16 protein-coding genes are annotated in these 17,680 nt (G+C 59.4%); 12 read left to right on the forward strand and 4 right to left on the reverse strand.

Annotated features, from left to right (window positions below; genetic code table 11):
• Positions 1-10 precede the first annotated feature (10 nt).
• Positions 11-784 carry a peroxide stress protein YaaA gene (gene yaaA / locus C1N56_RS03540; protein WP_058757132.1) on the reverse strand — a complete coding sequence of 258 codons (774 nt, stop codon included), beginning with the start codon at positions 782-784 and terminating at the stop codon, positions 11-13.
• A 212-nt stretch (positions 785-996) separates the two neighbouring features.
• Between yaaA and tal the strand changes: the two genes are divergently transcribed.
• From tal to C1N56_RS03555, 3 genes are all read left to right on the forward strand, one after another.
• Positions 997-1,950: a transaldolase gene (tal, locus tag C1N56_RS03545; protein WP_058757131.1), complete on the forward strand. Its 954-nt coding sequence runs from the start codon at positions 997-999 to the stop codon at positions 1,948-1,950.
• Between the two features lie 124 nt (positions 1,951-2,074).
• Positions 2,075-2,662, forward strand: coding sequence for a molybdopterin adenylyltransferase (mog, locus tag C1N56_RS03550; RefSeq protein WP_058771520.1), 588 nt, complete (start codon positions 2,075-2,077; stop codon positions 2,660-2,662).
• Between the two features lie 113 nt (positions 2,663-2,775).
• Entirely contained in the window at positions 2,776-4,086 is a 1,311-nt protein-coding gene (locus C1N56_RS03555; RefSeq protein WP_150059353.1) for an MFS transporter, read from the forward strand.
• 42 nt (positions 4,087-4,128) lie between these two features.
• On the opposite strand, the gene satP is transcribed toward C1N56_RS03555, so the two are convergent.
• On the reverse strand, positions 4,129-4,689 hold the full coding sequence (gene satP / locus C1N56_RS03560) for an acetate uptake transporter (protein WP_058757128.1): 561 nt from the start codon (positions 4,687-4,689) through the stop codon (positions 4,129-4,131).
• Between the two features lie 297 nt (positions 4,690-4,986).
• On the opposite strand from satP, the gene dnaK reads away from it, so the two are divergent.
• From dnaK to C1N56_RS03580, 4 genes are all read left to right on the forward strand, one after another.
• Complete coding sequence (dnaK, locus tag C1N56_RS03565) at positions 4,987-6,897, forward strand: molecular chaperone DnaK (RefSeq protein ID WP_021508662.1); 1,911 nt, start codon at positions 4,987-4,989, stop codon at positions 6,895-6,897.
• A 103-nt stretch (positions 6,898-7,000) separates the two neighbouring features.
• Positions 7,001-8,137: a molecular chaperone DnaJ gene (dnaJ, locus tag C1N56_RS03570; protein WP_021508663.1), complete on the forward strand. Its 1,137-nt coding sequence runs from the start codon at positions 7,001-7,003 to the stop codon at positions 8,135-8,137.
• Positions 8,138-8,512: 375 nt separating this feature from the next.
• A complete protein-coding gene (locus tag C1N56_RS03575; RefSeq protein WP_394517132.1) occupies positions 8,513-9,286 on the forward strand; it encodes a siderophore-interacting protein in 774 nt (257 codons plus the stop codon).
• Between the two features lie 85 nt (positions 9,287-9,371).
• The gene (locus tag C1N56_RS03580; protein ID WP_222986196.1) at positions 9,372-9,911 is read left to right on the forward strand and encodes a PadR family transcriptional regulator; all 540 of its coding nucleotides are present in this window, start codon (positions 9,372-9,374) and stop codon (positions 9,909-9,911) included.
• Positions 9,912-9,916: 5 nt separating this feature from the next.
• On the opposite strand, the gene C1N56_RS03585 is transcribed toward C1N56_RS03580, so the two are convergent.
• Positions 9,917-10,204 (reverse strand): SelT/SelW/SelH family protein, encoded by a 288-nt coding sequence (locus tag C1N56_RS03585; RefSeq protein ID WP_021506610.1) that lies wholly within the window; start codon positions 10,202-10,204, stop codon positions 9,917-9,919.
• A 342-nt stretch (positions 10,205-10,546) separates the two neighbouring features.
• Between C1N56_RS03585 and C1N56_RS03590 the strand changes: the two genes are divergently transcribed.
• From C1N56_RS03590 to C1N56_RS03610, 5 genes are read left to right on the forward strand one after another with little or no spacing between them, the layout of a single operon-like run.
• Positions 10,547-12,913: a TonB-dependent receptor domain-containing protein gene (locus C1N56_RS03590; RefSeq protein WP_238561549.1), complete on the forward strand. Its 2,367-nt coding sequence runs from the start codon at positions 10,547-10,549 to the stop codon at positions 12,911-12,913.
• Positions 12,914-12,963: 50 nt separating this feature from the next.
• On the forward strand, positions 12,964-13,995 hold the full coding sequence (locus tag C1N56_RS03595) for a hemin-degrading factor (RefSeq protein ID WP_238561550.1): 1,032 nt from the start codon (positions 12,964-12,966) through the stop codon (positions 13,993-13,995).
• The gene (locus C1N56_RS03600) at positions 13,992-14,816 is read left to right on the forward strand and encodes a heme/hemin ABC transporter substrate-binding protein (RefSeq protein WP_394517133.1); all 825 of its coding nucleotides are present in this window, start codon (positions 13,992-13,994) and stop codon (positions 14,814-14,816) included. The genes C1N56_RS03595 and C1N56_RS03600 overlap by 4 nt, the downstream gene beginning before the upstream one ends.
• Positions 14,809-15,810: a FecCD family ABC transporter permease gene (locus C1N56_RS03605; protein WP_394517134.1), complete on the forward strand. Its 1,002-nt coding sequence runs from the start codon at positions 14,809-14,811 to the stop codon at positions 15,808-15,810. The genes C1N56_RS03600 and C1N56_RS03605 overlap by 8 nt, the downstream gene beginning before the upstream one ends.
• The gene (locus C1N56_RS03610) at positions 15,803-16,582 is read left to right on the forward strand and encodes a heme ABC transporter ATP-binding protein (protein WP_394517135.1); all 780 of its coding nucleotides are present in this window, start codon (positions 15,803-15,805) and stop codon (positions 16,580-16,582) included. The genes C1N56_RS03605 and C1N56_RS03610 overlap by 8 nt, the downstream gene beginning before the upstream one ends.
• Before the next feature lie 16 nt (positions 16,583-16,598).
• On the opposite strand, the gene C1N56_RS03615 is transcribed toward C1N56_RS03610, so the two are convergent.
• Complete coding sequence (locus C1N56_RS03615; RefSeq protein ID WP_394517136.1) at positions 16,599-17,591, reverse strand: acrylyl-CoA reductase (NADPH); 993 nt, start codon at positions 17,589-17,591, stop codon at positions 16,599-16,601.
• Between the last annotated feature and the right edge of the window lie 89 nt (positions 17,592-17,680).

The raw sequence follows: 17,680 nt of genomic DNA on the forward strand, positions 1-17,680 counted from the left end.
GAAGCTGGCGTTATTGCTCGCGGCGCTTAAATACCAGCTCGTTACCCTTACTCTCCGCCGCATCAAAGAAATAACCGTCAACATCAAACTTCTTCAGCTGCGTCGGTTTCGTCAGGCGCTTCTCAATCACATAACGGCTCATCAGGCCACGCGCCTTCTTGGCGTAGAAACTGATCACCTTGAACTTACCGTTTTTCTCATCGAGGAACACCGGCTTAACCAGCTCGGCATTCAGCTGCTTCGGCTTGATGGCTTTAAAATACTCATCGGAGGCGAGGTTGATCAGCACGTCATCGCCCTGTTCCGCCAGCGCGTCGTTGAGCTTTTGCGTCAGCAGGTCGCCCCAGAAGCTGTAGAGATCTTTGCCGGCCGGATTCGCCAGTTTGATGCCCATCTCTAAGCGGTACGGCTGCATCAAATCCAGCGGGCGCAGCAGGCCGTACAGGCCCGAAAGCATGCGCAGGTGTTTTTGGGCAAAATCAAAGTCGGCTTCGCTGAAGGTCTCTGCCTGCAAACCGGTATAAACATCACCTTTGAAGGCCAGAATTGCCTGCCGCGCATTATCGGGTGAGAAGGGCGGCTGCCACTGGCTGAAACGGTCGGCGTTGAGGTGCGCCAGTTTGTCGCTGATGCCCATCAGCGAAGCGATTTGCGCCGGGGAAAGATCGCGCGCCACGTCAATCAGCTGCTGTGATTTTTCTAACAGCGCCGGTTGGGTAAACCGTGACGTTGCCAGCGGGCTTTCATAATCCAGTGTCTTGGCTGGCGAGATAACCATCAGCATTGTGTCTGTCCTCGTTGACCCGCTGTTTTCAGGGGATGGATGGGAAAAATGTCGCGACGAGTGTAGCAAAAAAGCTGCACGGATCGGCAAATCGCTCCCATTTGTTAGCGCTATCGTAAAGGGCACGCGGCGATGTTGCGCCGCTTAGCCTGCGTGATATTATCGCAACAGCCTTTTACACCCTGACAGTCAACTTAAGAGAAAAGAGAACCATGACGGACAAACTTACTTCCTTGCGTCAGCTGACTACTGTGGTCGCCGACACCGGTGATATCGCGGCAATGAAACTCTACCAACCGCAGGATGCCACCACTAACCCTTCTTTGATCCTCAACGCTGCGCAAATCCCTGAATACCGCAAACTGATTGACGAAGCCATTAGCTGGGCACGTCAGCAGAGCAGCAACAAAGAAGAGCAGCTGGCGCTGGTTTCTGACAAGCTGGCCGTTAACATTGGTCTGGAAATTCTCAAACTGATCCCGGGACGTATCTCTACTGAAGTTGACGCGCGTCTCTCTTACGACACCGAAGCGAGCATCGCGAAAGCACGCAGCCTGATCAAACTGTACAACGATGCCGGCATCAGCAACGATCGTATCCTGATCAAACTGGCCTCAACCTGGCAGGGCATCCGCGCGGCGGAGCAGCTGGAGAAAGAAGGCATCAACTGTAACCTGACGCTGCTGTTCTCCTTCGCCCAGGCGCGTGCCTGTGCCGAAGCGGGCGTGTTCCTGATTTCGCCATTTGTTGGCCGTATCCTCGACTGGTACAAGCAGAACACCGACAAGAAAGAGTACGCAGCGCATGAAGATCCAGGCGTGGTATCCGTGTCTGAGATCTACAACTACTACAAGCAGCACGGCTATGAAACCGTGGTGATGGGCGCCAGCTTCCGTAACGTCGGCGAAATCATCGAGCTGGCCGGTTGCGACCGCCTGACTATCTCTCCGGGCCTGCTGAAAGAGCTGGCCGAGAGCGAAGGCAGCGTAGAGCGTAAACTGAGCTACAGCGGCGAAGTGAAAGCGCGTCCGGCTAAAATGACCGAAGCGGAATTCCTGTGGCAGCACAACCAGGATCCAATGGCGGTGACCAAACTGGCCGAAGGTATCCGCAACTTTGCCATCGACCAGGGCAAACTTGAGAAGATGATCGCCGAACTGCTGTAAGGTGATGTGCCGTGGCGGCTGCCGGTCGCCACGGTTTTCGCGTTTCCCTCGCTGATGCTTTGTATTATCCTTTCTGCCATTCCCCTTTTTCTCACCGCCCCGCGGTCAACACAGCGATAACTCTATGGATACTTTACGTATTGGCTTAATTTCCGTGTCCGATCGGGCCGCTAACGGCATCTATCAGGATCAGGGCATTCCGGCGCTGGAAAGCTGGCTTAGCGCTGCGCTGGCGACACCGTTTGAGATTGAAACCCGCCTGGTTCCGGATGAACAGCCGATGATTGAGCAGGCGATTTGCGAGCTGGTCGACGAACGTTTTTGCCACCTGGTGCTGACCACCGGCGGTACCGGTCCGGCCCGGCGCGACGTCACGCCGGATGCGACTCTGGCGGTAGCCGACCGCGAGATGCCCGGCTTTGGCGAGCAGATGCGGCAGATCAGCCTGCAGTTTGTGCCGACCGCGATTCTGTCACGCCAGGTGGGCGTGATCCGCAAGCAGTCGCTGATCCTCAATCTGCCAGGACAGCCGAAATCGATTAAAGAAACGCTGGAAGGGTTGAAAGCGGATGACGGTACGGTGAAAGTGCCAGGGATTTTCGCGGCTGTACCCTATTGTTTACAGCTGCTGGAAGGGCCTTACGTCGAAACCCACCCGGAGGTGGTAGCAGCTTTTCGCCCGAAAAGCGCACGGCGTGAGACAAACGTCTGAAAATTGCCGTTTTCAGGCATAAAATGCAGAGTGACTGGTGTGGCAAAATATTGACGGTATAGTAACCGCAGCTTTACAACTATACTGACATGGCCTCTGGATACCGCACTCTTATGGATTCGCTGACAACGCGTCGACTCAACCGCCAGGACTACAAAACCCTGGCGCTGGCTGCCCTGGGCGGGGCGCTGGAATTCTACGATTTTATCATCTTCGTCTTCTTCGCTGCGGTAATTGGCGAGCTGTTCTTTCCGCCAGACATCCCGGAATGGCTGCGTCAGGTGCAGACCTTTGCCATCTTCGCCGCCGGTTATCTGGCGCGCCCGCTGGGCGGCATCATCATGGCGCACTTTGGCGACAAAGTCGGGCGCAAGAAGATGTTCAGTCTGAGTATTCTGCTGATGGCGCTGCCGACGCTGGCGATGGGCGCGCTGCCCACCTACGCCAGCATTGGCATTGCCGCACCGTTACTGATGCTGCTGATGCGCGTGCTGCAGGGCGCGGCCATTGGCGGCGAGGTGCCGGGCGCGTGGGTGTTTGTTGCGGAGCATGTGCCGGAGAAGCGCATCGGTTTTGCCTGCGGCACGCTGACTGCAGGCTTAACCGCCGGCATTCTGCTCGGTTCGCTGGTGGCGACGGTGCTGAATACTTCGCTCTCGCCGGCGGTGATACGCGATCACGGCTGGCGCATTCCTTTCTTCCTCGGCGGCCTGTTTGGCCTGCTGGCGATGTATCTGCGTCGCTGGCTGCATGAAACCCCGGTATTTCGTCAGATGCAGCAGCGCAAAGCGCTGGCGGAAAAACTGCCGCTACAGACCATTCTCGCCAGCCATAAGCGCGGTATTGCGGTGTCGATGCTGCTTACCTGGCTATTATCAGCCTGTATTGTGGTGGTGATTCTGATGGCGCCGACGCTGATGCAGAAGCAGCATGGCGTGCCGGCGGCGCTCAGTCTGCAGGCCAACAGTTTCGCGACCGTGATGCTGCTGATCGGCTGCGTGCTGGCGGGCTGGATTGTCGATCGCTACGGTGCGGCGCGTACCTTACTGATTGGTTCGCTGCTGCTGGCGCTGTGCAGCTGGAGCTTTTTCCAGCAGCTTGGCGGCACGCCGCAGATGCTGTTCATCTGGTACGGTCTGGCGGGACTGAGCGTGGGCGTGGTCGGCGTGGTGCCGTTTGTTATGGTGCGGGCGTTTCCGGCGGCGGTGCGCTTCACCGGCATTTCCTTCTCTTACAACGTGTCGTACGCCATCTTTGGCGGTCTGACGCCGATCAGCGTGACGCTGATGATGTCGCTGACGCCGATGGCGCCGGCCTGGTACGTGCTGGCGCTGGCGCTGATCGGCATGCTGGTGGCGCTGTGGTTATGGCATGACAGCCGCCAGGCTAATGCGCAGCTGGATGTTTCGCTGCATTCATCGTAATGGCAGCGCGCGGAGCGGCATGACGGCTCCGCGCGCCGTTGATTACTCGCCAATCGGCAACACGCTGCGCTCAAACTTCTCGTTCAGCACTTCGCCCATCGCCAGATAAAAGGCGCTGGCACCACAGACGATGCCCACCCAGCCGGCGATGCGCAGCAGCGCCGCGTGATCCAGCAGATGGCCGATAGCCAGCAGCGCAAACAGCAGCGTCAGGCTGGCAAACACAAACTGCAGCACTTTTGCGGCCCGCAGCGTGCCAAAGAACAGAAACAGCGTGAAGAGGCCCCACAGTGCCAGATAAGCGCCGAGGAAATGGCCATCGGCGGCGGCAGCCAGTCCCATTTTTGGCAGCAGCAGAATCGCCACCAGCGTCAGCCAGAAGCTGCCGTAGGAGGTAAAGGCGGTCAGGCCGAAGGTGTTGCCTTTTTTATACTCCAGCAGCCCGGCAAGGATTTGCGCGATGCCGCCATAAAAGAGGCCCATCGCCAGGATAATCACATCCATTTCAAACAGACCGGTGTTGTGTAAGTTGAGCAGGATGGTGGTCATACCAAAACCCATCAGGCCCAGTGGGGCGGGATTCGCCAGCGTGGTGTTGCCCATAATTCCTCAGCAGCAGCGTTATTGTTTATTGGTTTAACGCCCGCGCCAGCAGCGGTGGGGCGCGGGGCGCTGCATCATAATCAGGTGGCTTTTGCCGCACTTTGATCTCACGCGGTAAGAGAATCTAAATTTTTTTTAGTTTTAACCCTTGATGCGCTTCGAAGCGGCCCCATTTAGTTGTCATCAAGCATTGTGAGGCAGCAAAAAAATCTGCCGCAGCAGTTGAAAGTGGTCAGCGTGACCGCATCTCTGCTTCACAACCCAATTTGGCAAAGAATTTAAGTGGGAGACGTTTAGATGGGTAAGATTATTGGTATTGACCTGGGTACAACCAACTCATGTGTGGCGATTATGGACGGTGGCAAAGCACGCGTGCTTGAAAACGCCGAAGGCGATCGCACCACACCGTCAATCATTGCATATACCGGGGATGGCGAAACTCTGGTCGGTCAACCGGCTAAACGTCAGGCGGTGACCAACCCGCAGAACACCCTGTTTGCAATCAAGCGCCTGATTGGCCGTCGTTTCCAGGACGAAGAAGTGCAGCGTGATATCAAAATCATGCCGTACAAAATCATCGGTTCTGACAACGGTGACGCATGGCTGGACGTGAAAGGCCAGAAAATGGCACCGCCGCAGATCTCTGCAGAAGTGCTGAAAAAAATGAAGAAAACCGCGGAAGATTTCCTCGGTGAGCCGGTAACCGAAGCGGTTATCACCGTACCAGCCTACTTCAACGATGCACAGCGTCAGGCGACCAAAGACGCCGGCCGTATCGCGGGTCTGGACGTAAAACGTATCATCAACGAACCGACCGCAGCGGCACTGGCTTACGGCCTGGATAAAGGTCAGGGCAACCGCACCATCGCAGTATATGACCTGGGTGGCGGTACCTTCGATATCTCTATCATTGAGATCGACGAAGTCGACGGCGAGAAAACCTTTGAAGTACTGGCGACCAACGGTGATACCCACCTGGGTGGTGAAGACTTCGACAGCCGTCTGATCAACTACCTGGTTGCCGAATTCAAGAAAGATCAGGGCATCGATCTGCACAACGATCCGCTGGCGATGCAGCGTCTGAAAGAAGCGGCAGAGAAAGCGAAAATCGAGCTCTCTTCTGCGCAGCAGACCGACGTTAACCTGCCGTACATCACGGCGGATGCGACTGGTCCTAAGCACCTGAACATTAAAGTGACCCGCGCGAAGCTGGAATCACTGGTGGAAGATCTGGTTACCCGTTCTATCGAGCCGCTGAAAGTGGCGCTGAACGACGCTGGCCTGTCGGTTTCTGACATCAACGACGTGATCCTGGTTGGTGGTCAGACGCGTATGCCAATGGTGCAGGCGAAAGTGGCGGAGTTCTTCGGTAAAGAGCCACGTAAAGACGTGAACCCGGACGAAGCAGTGGCTGTGGGTGCTGCGGTACAGGGCGGCGTGCTGGCCGGTGAAGTAAAAGACGTTCTGCTGCTGGACGTGACCCCGCTGTCGCTGGGTATCGAAACCATGGGTGGCGTGATGACGTCGCTGATCAGCAAGAACACCACGATCCCAACCAAGCACAGCCAGGTGTTCTCGACTGCTGAAGACAACCAGTCTGCCGTGACCATTCACGTGCTGCAGGGTGAGCGTAAGCGTTCGGCGGATAACAAATCGCTGGGCCAGTTCAACCTCGACGGTATTCAGCCTGCGCCGCGCGGTATGCCACAGATCGAAGTGACCTTCGACATCGATGCTGACGGTATTCTGCACGTGTCTGCGAAGGACAAAAACAGCGGTAAAGAGCAGAAGATCACCATCAAAGCTTCTTCTGGCCTGAACGAGGAAGAGATCGAAAAAATGGTTCGTGACGCGGAAGCTAACGCCGAGTCAGACCGTAAATTCGAAGAGCTGGTGCAGACGCGTAACCAGGGCGACCAGATTGCGCACAGCACGCGTAAGCAGCTGGACGAAGCCGGTGACAAACTGTCAGCGGAAGACAAAGCACCGATCGAGTCTGCCCTGAACGAGCTGAACACCGCGCTGAAAGGCGAAGATAAAGCAGAAATCGAAGCCAAAATGCAGGCGCTGATGGAAGTGTCCAGCAAGCTGATGGAACTGGCGCAGCAACAGGCTCAGGCCGGCGCAGCGGATGCCGGCGACGCTTCGGCGAAGAAAGATGATGACGTTGTCGACGCTGAATTCGAAGAAGTGAAAGATAAAAAATAATTGCCCCTGACCGGGCGCAACGGCTGGCCTGACAGCCGTTGAAACCAGCACGGGCGTCGGAGATTTCTCCACGCCCGTGCGATCATGTTAAGGGCAGAGAAAAATGGCTAAGAGTGATTTTTACGAGATCTTAGGCGTCTCAAAATCCGCCGATGAGCGCGAAATCAAAAAGGCCTATAAGCGCCTGGCGATGAAGTATCACCCGGACCGTAATCCGGGCGATAAAGAGGCCGAGACGAAATTCAAAGAGGTCAAGGAAGCCTACGAGATCCTCACCGATGCGCAGAAGCGTGCAGCTTACGATCAGTACGGTCATGCGGCTTTTGAGCAGGGCGGTGGTGGCGGCTTCGGCGGCGGCTTTGGTGGCGGCGGTGCCGACTTCAGCGATATCTTTGGCGACGTGTTCGGCGATATCTTTGGTGGTGGTCGCCGTCAGCGCGCCTCACGCGGCGCCGATTTACGCTACAACATGGAACTGACGCTGGAAGAAGCGGTACGCGGCGTGACCAAAGAGATCCGCATTCCAACGCTGGAAGAGTGTGATGTCTGCCACGGCAGCGGCGCCAAAGCGGGTACCCAGCCGCAGACCTGTCCGACCTGTCACGGTGCGGGCCAGGTACAGATGCGTCAGGGCTTCTTTACCGTGCAGCAAGCCTGTCCGACCTGTCACGGTCGCGGCTCGGTGATTAAAGATCCGTGCAACGCCTGTCACGGCCACGGCCGCGTTGAGCGCCAGAAAACGCTGTCGGTGAAAATCCCGGCGGGCGTCGATACCGGCGACCGTATCCGCCTCAGCGGAGAAGGTGAAGCGGGCGAACACGGCGCACCGGCTGGCGATCTGTACGTGCAGGTTTCGGTGAAGAAACACCCGATCTTTGAGCGTGAAGATAACAACCTGTACTGCGAAGTGCCGATCAACTTTGCCATGGCAGCGCTGGGCGGCGAGATTGAAGTGCCGACGCTCGACGGTCGCGTGAAGCTGAAAGTGCCGGCAGAAACCCAGACCGGCAAGCTGTTCCGCATGCGCGGCAAAGGCGTGAAGTCGGTGCGCGGCGGTGCGGTCGGCGATCTGCTGTGTCGCGTGGTGGTGGAAACCCCGGTCAGCCTCAACGACAAGCAAAAAGCGCTGCTGCGCGAGCTGGAAGAGAGCTTCGGCGGACCCACCGGCGAGAAAAACAGCCCGCGTTCGAAAAGCTTCTTCGACGGCGTAAAGAAGTTCTTTGACGATCTGACCCGCTAATCGGGTGCGCAGACAGAAACAAGCGGAGAGGCGACTCTCCGCTTTTTTTATGCGCAGTTCTGCCGTGCAGATATTCAACGGCAATGTTTTTTGTCATTCACATCCCCGACAGCCGTTACCTTTCAAAAATACGCGGACACGCTGTAGGGTCGCCATTTATGGCGACCTCAAGCCGTGAAAATCCGCGCTAACAAACGCCTCCTCACGTTGTTAAAACCGGTTCCGTTTTCGCCAATAGCATTTTTCGGCATTGCGCCGAAAATATATCATAGGTATCTTGCAAGGCGTTTAATGAGAATGATTTTCGATAACATGCACCATCAGCGGTGTGCGGTAGCGCAGTAGCGCGGGACCGTCGCTGCAGGGAGAGAAACGTTGCCAAACCCGACTCACTATCGCGCTCCACAACGCGTGCGCAATGAATTACGCTTCCGTCACATCACCGTCGCCAGCAAAACGCGGGTGGCCGATGCCTTCTGGCGCATCGTCTTTAGCGGCAGCGATCTGGCGGGTTTCCACTCGCCCTCTTTTGACGACCACATCAAAGTGTTTTTCCCGGATACGCCGGGCGGTGCGCTGGCGCTGCCACACATGACCGACGAAGGCATCGTCTGGCCTGACGGCGTGCGTCCGGCGGCGCGCGACTATACGCCGCTGGCCTTTAACGGCAGCGATTCGCTGACGCTGGATTTTTACATCCACGACGGCGGCGTCGCCAGCAGCTGGGCGAGTGCCGCTCAGCCGGGCGATCGCATTGCGATGGGCGGCCCGCGCGGCTCATGCGTCGTGCCGGTGGATTATGCCTGTCAGATTTATGTCTGTGATGAGACCGGTCTGCCGGCGTTTAAGCGCCGCTATCAGGAAATGCAGGCACAGCAGATTCATCTGCTGGCCTGTGTTGATGAGCCAGTCGGCCGCGCGTATCTTGGTGACCTGCCGGACGTCACGGTGAGCTGGCTCGGCAGCGGCAAGATGCAGACTGAGGCGCTGACGCCGCTGCTGGACCCGATTATGCTGCCTGCTGATGACTACTTCATCTGGCTGACCGGCGAAGGCGCGGCGGTGAAACAGCTGAGCGATTATTTTACTCAGCAACGTGCGGCGCACAGCGACCTGGTGCGCGCCGTCGCTTACTGGCATCAGAAATAACCGGCGCCCGCCCGCTGCCGCCTGTGTTGAATTTTACCAGGCACCAGACTACTATCAACCTCCCTCAACTGACCCCGGGAAGGCGATGAAACAGCAGCGGGATGTTCCTGAGCACGCCGATGCGGCACAGCGTGCCAGCTGTGCCGGCGCACGCAGAAAGCGGCGCGAAAGGATGCTGGATGCCAGTGATATTCGCCTGCTGATGCTGCACTTTCTGGCCAGCGGCGCGGCGCACGGTTATGAGCTGATCAAATCGGTGGAAGAGTTGTCGAAAGGCGAATATTCCCCCAGCCCCGGCATTATTTATCCCAACCTGACGCTGCTGGAAGAGATGGACGCCATTCGCGTGGTGGATGCCCAGGCCACGCGCAAAGCCTACGCGCTCAACGATGCGGGCCGCGCGCTGCTGGCGGAAAATGGCGAAAACGTGGCGGTGATTATCGGGCGGCTCACTTCGCTGGCGATCCTGGTCAACAACCGCAGCATTCCGCAGGTGGAGCAGGCGATCCATACGCTTCGCTATACGCTCAATCACCGGCTGTCGCAGGAGCAGATTTCACCGGCCACGGTGGACATTGTCGTGGCGGCGCTGCAGGACGCGGCAGAGAAGATCGCCAACAGCTAAGCGCGTTACGGTTTCTTCTTGTCCACGTGCCCCAGTTCGCGATCCGGCCAGCAGACATCGCGCACCCGCTGCTTCAGTGCTGCCGCATCGGGAAAGCCGCCTTCCTGTTTGCGTTCCCAAATTACCTGACCATCAATGCTGATCTCGAACACGCCGCCGCTGCCGGGCTGGAGCGTGACCGCGCTGAGATCGCCAGCAAAGGTATGCAGCAGCTCCTGCGCCATCCACGCCGAACGCAGCAGCCAGTTACATTGGGTACAGTAGTGAATGGTTACTGCCGGTTTATCTGCCATCTTATCCCTCCTGTTAGTGCTTGATTAATCATGGGTTAACAAATTGTGCGCACAAAGATACATCCTGATGCAAATGATATTGATAATGATTACCAATTGCATTAAATTGTTTTCGCCATCATTTTACTCTCTATAAATCCCACAGGCATCCCTGCGGCGCCGCTGCCAGTTATACACGGCAGCTGTGCACTGAAGCGCGCACGACACTGTGCCACAGGTGCCGGGATCGATAACATTATCTGGCCAGCGTGACGCGCTGTTTCACGGTTTTTAGCACAGAGCCGTGGTTTTCTGGCAGCAAATAAGTGAGCGAATACTAACAATTAACCAGGTATTTCGCGCATGTCTTTCAACCTTCAGGGAACTGTTCAGCAGCGTCTGTGTAAAGTCGCTGTTCTTGCTTCAGCCATTCACGCAGCCTGCAGCTATGCCGCCAGCGACAGCAGTACGCTGGCGCGTTCCGCAGAGAACAACAGCAGCAATGAACCGGTAATGACCGTTACCGCACCTAAGCAGCAGGCCGGCAGCAAAACCACGCTCACCGCAAGCGATCTGCAAAAACGCGGCGCCAATGACTTCGGTTCGATTATGCGTTATGAGCCGCTGGTCAGCGCCACTGGCGCGGCAGGCGGTTCGTCAGCCGGTAAAAGCGGCTTTGACCGTGCAGGCTACACCGGCTACAACATTCGCGGTCTGGAAAGTAACCGTGTCGGTCTGGATATTGATGGCATTCCGGTACCGGACGCCACCGGTCGTCCGTACGTCAGTCGCGCCGGTAACAATACCTTCGGTATTGGTCGCGACTACATCGACCCGTATATGTTTGGCAGCGTCGAAATTGAGAAGGGCGCGACATCGGTGGAACAACCTAACACCGCAATCGGCGGTAACGTATCGTTTCATAACAAGTCGCCGGACGACTACCTCAGCAGCGATAAAACCCACTATTTCGATTATCAGAGCGACTACAGTTCGGCAGATCGCAGCTGGCACAACGGCATCACTGCGGCGGCAGGGGATGATGAACTGCGCGGCCTGTTTGTCTACAGCCGCCGCGACGGCCAGCAGACGCGCAACAACAGCGGCGTAAAAGACGCCTACCCGGCCAACTGGCACTCGGATGCCTTTATGACGTCGGGCATCTGGCAGCCAAACGATCAGCACAAGCTGAGCGCCACCTTCGACTACTACCACAAAACCAATCACACCCACTACGATACCTGGGACAGCAGCAGCGGCAATACTATTTGGGGCACTGCGCAACAGCAGAGCGATTCGCGCCGCTGGGGCATTAATCTTGCCGATGAGTGGACGCCGTACAACGAGATGATCGATACGCTGACCACGCGGGTTTACTGGCAGCAAACCGAGGCGCACGACACCACCTGGTTACCGACCAGCGCCAGTCAGTACGGCTTCGTCTACTCTGACTACAACGTCGATACCTTAGGGTTTGACACGCGCGCCAGCAAAACCCTCGGCCGCCACGAACTGAGCGGCGGCGTCAACGCGCGTGTGGAGAACAGCGAGCGTCCGTTCCGCCAGGAGCCGAACCCGGGCACCTTCGGCACCATCACCCAGCCACAGTCGGACAGCCATTCCTGGACCGTGGCCGGTTATCTGCAGGATAAAATCAATTTCGATCTCGATAGCCACAATTTCGCGGTGATTCCCGGCGTGCGCGTTATTCATCAAAGCACCAAACCGAAGAACCTCGGCGATCTGACCAACGGCAGCACGGTGCTGACCGAAGAGCAGGTGGAAAAACTGTACGGCAAGACCAATTCAGACACCGAAGTGCTGCCGTCACTGACCTTCCAGTACGATATCAATCCGGCGCTCACCACCTGGCTGCAATATAAGCGCGGCGTGGAGTTTCCGACCACCAGCCAGCTGTACGGCTCGTGGAACCTTGGTTCAAGCTACGCCGGCAGCGCGCAGTATGCGCTGATTGGTAATGCCGATCTGAAAACCGAGACCAGCAACAATTTTGAGTGGGGTCTGAAAGGACAGCCGACCGACGGCATCACCCTCAATACCTCGGTGTTCTACAACACCTACAAAAACTTTATTGCCTACACCCGCTATCGCCGCGCCACCAATCCGGCGATGTTCGTCAATGTTCCGGCCAACATCTACACCAGTTATCAGGCTGAGAACCGCGACAAAGCCTACATTTATGGGGCGGAGATCAGCACCCGCGTCAACTACGGCAGCTGGTTCCCGACCGTGGATGGCCTGAGCAGCACGTTCGCGCTCGGCTACAGCGAGGGGAAAGCGAAATCCCGCTATCTGGGCGACAAATACATCGATCTCGACAGTGTCGCGCCGCTAAAAGCGATTGTCGGCGTCGCGTGGGACGACAAAGCGCGCGGTTACGGCGCGGCGCTCACCGCCACCTTCGTCAAAGGCAAACAGGCCAGCGCCACCAACCGTGAGAGCTACAGCAACAGCGGGGCGGCCATCAGCGACGCCAGCAGCGAATACATGCGCGTGCCGGGCTACGGCCTGATCGATGCCACCGCGTACTGGCAGCTGACGAAAAATGTCAGGCTGAGCGGCGGTGTCTACAACATTACCGATCGTAAATACTGGGATTACCTCAGCAGCCGCACGCTGACCAGCGCCAGCGCGCAGGAGCGCAACGACATCAATCTGGCCGTGATGCCGGGACGCACCTGGCAACTGGGCGTGAACGTCGACTTCTAATCACTTTTCGCCCTGCGGTGGCGCAGGGCATTTTCACGGGAGCAAGCGCAATGCATCAACGCTATCAACACTATCTGGCGCTGAAAGGCCAGCAGCCAAAAATGTACGCGCGTGATTTAGCCGCGCTGATGGGCATAGGGGAAGCACAGCTGTGCGAAGCGCGCGTGGGCCACGACGCTCAGCCGCTGCGCGCCGATTTTCCGGCGCTGCTGACGGCGCTGGCGGCAGTGGGTGAGACCAAAAGTATTACGCGCAATGCCTGGGCGGTGCACGAACAGGTGGGAACCTACAGCAATCTGCATCTCGGCGAACATGGCGGGCTGGTGCTTAATCCGCGTGCGCTCGACCAGCGTCTGTTTCCCGCGCAGTGGCACAGTGCTTTCTTCCTGCACGAGCAGACCGCGCACGGCGAACGGCAGAGCATACAGATTTTCGATCGTCACGCTGATGCGGTGCTGAAAATCTACACCACCGCGCACACGGAGATGCCGGCGTGGCAAGCGTTGATTGAGCGCTTCCGGCTGGCGCACGCGCCTCAGCTGCAGCCGCAGCCCGTCAGCGCCACGCCATTCAGCGACAGGGTGGATGCCGGCACTGTCGAAGCGGAGTGGCGTGCCATGACCGATGTGCATCAGTTCTTTGGCCTGCTGAAGCGTCACCATCTCTCGCGGCCGCAGGCGTTTCGCGCGGTGCCGGATGATTTAGCGCGTCAGGTGAGCAACACCGCGCTGGCAACGCTGCTGGGCCAGGTTCAGCAGGATGGCAATGAAATCATGATTTTCGTCGGCAATCGCGGCTGTACGCAGATCTTTACCGGCACTATCGGGAAAGTGGTGCCGCTGGATAACTGGATTAACGTTTTTAACCCCACATTCACGCTGCATCTGATGGCGGACCGCATTCACGAGAGCTGGGTGACGCGCAAGCCGGGCGGCGATGGCTTCGTCACCAGTCTGGAGCTGTTCGCTGCCGATGGCACGCAGATTGCCCAGCTGTACGGCCAGCGCAGCGAGGGCACGCCGGAACAGGCACGCTGGCGCGAGCAGGTGATGGCGCTGACGCCGACAGGAGCCGCCGCATGAAAGCGCTGATCCTGACACTGCTTGCTGTGCTGACGCTGCCGGCGTGGGCGGCGCAGCGCATCATTACTATCGGGGGCGATGTAACGCAGATCGTCTATGCGCTGGATGCGCAGGCGCAGCTGGTTGCGCGCGACAGCACCAGCCAGCATCCGGCGGCGGCCACCAGGCTGCCGGATGTCGGCTATATGCGCCAGCTCAACGCGGAAGGCATTCTGGCACTGAAACCGACGCTGGTACTGGCCAGCGCGCTGGCTAAACCATCACTGGTGTTGCAGCAGGTGGCGGACGCCGGGGTAACGGTGGTGGAGGTCAGTGGGGATAACCGCCTCGATGCCATCACGGACAAAATCGCCACCATTGGCAACGCGCTGCAGCGTGAACAGGCGGCCCGCGCATTGATCGACAAGGTCAACAAACAGCGTGCGCAGCTACCGCAGCAGCCGCTGCCGGTGAAAGTGCTGTTTATCATGGCGCACGGCGGTTTACGCACCCAGGCGGCTGGTGCGCAGACCGGCGCTGACGGCGCAATTCGCGCTGCCGGCCTGGTCAATGCCATGGGCGCGGTGCCGCATTATCAGCAGCTGTCGCAGGAGGGCGTCGTGGCGGCAGCACCGGATTTGGTGGTGGTCGGCGAAGAAGGGCTGCGCACGCTGGGAGGCGAACAGGCGGTGTGGGCGCTGCCGGGCCTGAAGCTCACGCCGGCCGGCCAGCATCACGCGCTGCTGGTGATTGACGAGATGGCGCTGCTGAGTTTCGGCCTCGATACGCCGGACGCGATTTTGCGCCTGCGCCATGCGGCGGAAGCCGTGCAGCATGATTAACCGCCTGATGATGCGCTGGCTGATGTTAATGAGTATCAGCATGCTGGTGTGCATGCTGCTGGCGGCCAACCTCGGCGCGATGCCGCTGTCGCTGCACACGCTGTGGCAGGCGCCGCTCAGCGATCTGGCCTGGCAAATCTGGCTCACAATTCGCCTGCCGCGCGTATTGCTGGCGGTGCTGACTGGCATGGCGCTGGCGGTGTCCGGTGCGGTGATGCAGGGGCTGTTTCGTAATCCGCTGGCCGATCCCGGACTGCTGGGTATCAGCAGCGGTGCCGGGCTGGCGGTGGCGCTCTCAGTGGTGTTACCGGTCAGCCTGCCGCCGCTGCTGGCGCTGTGGCTGCCCTCGCTGGCAGCGTTTGCCGGCAGCCTGGTAGTGACGCTGCTGATCTTCAGCTTTAGCCGGCTGGCGCAGGGCCAGCTGGCGCGCCTGCTGCTGGTGGGCATTGCGATTAATGCGCTATGCGGCGCGGCGGTTGGCGTGCTGTCGTGGCTGAGCAACGACCAGCAGCTGCGTCAGCTGTCGCTGTGGGGCATGGGCAGCCTGACGGGTGCCCAGTGGCCGAGCCTGCTGGTGTGTGCGCTGCTGATCGTTCCGGCGCTGCTGCTGGTGCAGACGCGCGCGCGTCGCCTCAATCTGCTGCAGCTGGGCGAAGAGGACGCGCACTATATGGGCGTCGATGTTAAACGCACGCAGCGCCAGCTGCTGGTGCTGAGTGCGCTGCTGGTGGGCACGGCGGTGGCGGTCAGCGGCATTATCGGTTTTGTCGGGCTGGTGGTGCCGCACGTGATGCGTTTTTGTCTCGGCAGTGACCACCGCTGGCTGCTGCCGGGCGCGGCGCTGGCGGGAGCGATTCTGCTGTTGCTGGCGGACACGCTGGCGCGCACCGTGGTGATTCCGGCCGAAATGCCGGTCGGGCTGCTAACCAGTCTGCTGGGCGGGCCGTGGTTCCTGTGGCAGATTCTGCGCCAGCAAAGGGGGCTGAATGAGTGAGCAGTTGCAGGCGCGCGGACTGCGGTTTTGCCGGGGAACGCGTACCTTAATCGATGATATTTCCCTGACGCTACCGCCGGGCGAAATGGTTGCCCTGATCGGTCCTAACGGTGCCGGTAAGTCGACGTTGCTGCGGCTGCTGACCGGCTTTCTGCACGCGGACGCCGGCGAATGCTGGCTGGGCGATCGTCCACTGGCGGCCTGGCCACGCGAACCGCTGGCGCAGCGCCGCGCGGTGATGCGCCAGCAAAACAGCGTCACCTTTCCGCTGCCGGCTGCCGACGTGGTGGCGATGGGGCGCGCACCCTGGCCGACCGGTAACTGCCAGGCGGTGGTGCAGGAGGTGATGCAGTTAACCGGCAGCGCGCCGCTGGCGCAGCGCGACTATCGGTCGCTGTCGGGCGGGGAGCAGCAGCGCGTGCAGCTGGCCCGGGTGCTGGCGCAGCTGTGGCATGACGACGGCCCGCGCGGCTGGCTGCTGCTGGATGAACCCACCTCCGCGCTCGATCTCTACTGGCAGCAGTCTACTCTGCGCCTGCTGCACCGGCTGACGCGCAATGGCCGTTTTAGCGTCTGCGCGGTGCTGCACGATTTGAATCTGGCCTCACTGTGGTCGGATCGGGTGTTGTTGTTACACCACGGCCAGCTGGTGGCGCAGGGCGCGCCGCACGCGGTGATGACCGAACCGATCCTGACGCGCTGGTATCAGGCCGACCTGCAGGTGGTTACGCCGCCAGCGCAGGATCGGCCGCAGATACAGCTGCGGCCATAACGGCACCCTGCACCGGTCAGGGTGCCTGGCGGCAATCGACAATCAGCCGCCCACGCACCTGGCCCGCCAGCAGCTGTTCTGCGCCTGCGCGCGCCTCACTCAGTGGAATCACTTTGGTCATCTGCTCCAGCTGCGCGCCGTCAACCAGCTCCGCCAGACGCTGCCACGCCTGCTGACGCAGCGGTGTGGCGCACATCACGCTGTCCACGCCGGCCAGCGTAACGCCACGCAGAATAAACGGCGCGACGCTGGTGGGCAGATCGAGGCCCTGCGCCATGCCGCAGGCGGCGACCACGCCGTTGCGCTGGATCCCGGCTAACACATTGGCCAGCGTGTGGCTGCCGACGCTATCGATCGCGGCGGCCCAGCGCTCTTTCGCCAGCGGTTTGCCGGGCGCGCTCAGTTCGTTACGGTCGATAATCGCGGAGGCGCCGAGCGTATCGAGCAGGTAGGCGCTGTCGCTGGCGCGGCCGCTGGATGCCACGACCTCATAGCCGAGACGCGCCAGCAGGCTCACGCTGAAGCTGCCCACGCCGCCGCTGGCACCGGTAACCAGTACCGGACCGTGCTGCGGTGTGATGCCCTGTTTTTCCAGCGCCAGCACGCACAGCATTGCGGTAAAGCCGGCGGTACCAATCGCCATGGTTTGCAGCGGGCTGAGCGCCGCCGGAACCTTGACCAGCCAGTCGCCGGAGACGCTGGCTTTCTGCGCCAGCCCGCCCCAGTGTTTTTCACCCACGCCCCAGCCGGTGAGCAGCGCAACATCGTCCTGCTGCCACTCCGGATGACGGCTGTGGATCACCCGGCCAACAAAATCGATGCCCGGCACCATGGGAAACTGGCGCACAATCGGCCCTTTATTGCAGATGGCCAGCGCGTCTTTGTAGTTGAGGGTGGAGTAACTTACTTCGAGGGTAACATCCTGATCGGGCAATTGTTGTTCTGACAGATCCTGCAGGGATGTGCGGTATCCCTGTTCATCATTTTCAATGACCAGTGCCTTGAACATGCAGCCTCCGGCTGGTTGGGAGAAGTGCGCTCCATAGTACGCTTCTGCCGCAGGGAGTGCCAGGCGGATGGGCGCGGCAGGCGGTCGCT

It is taken from the genome of Pantoea sp. SGAir0175 (assembly GCF_043547855.1).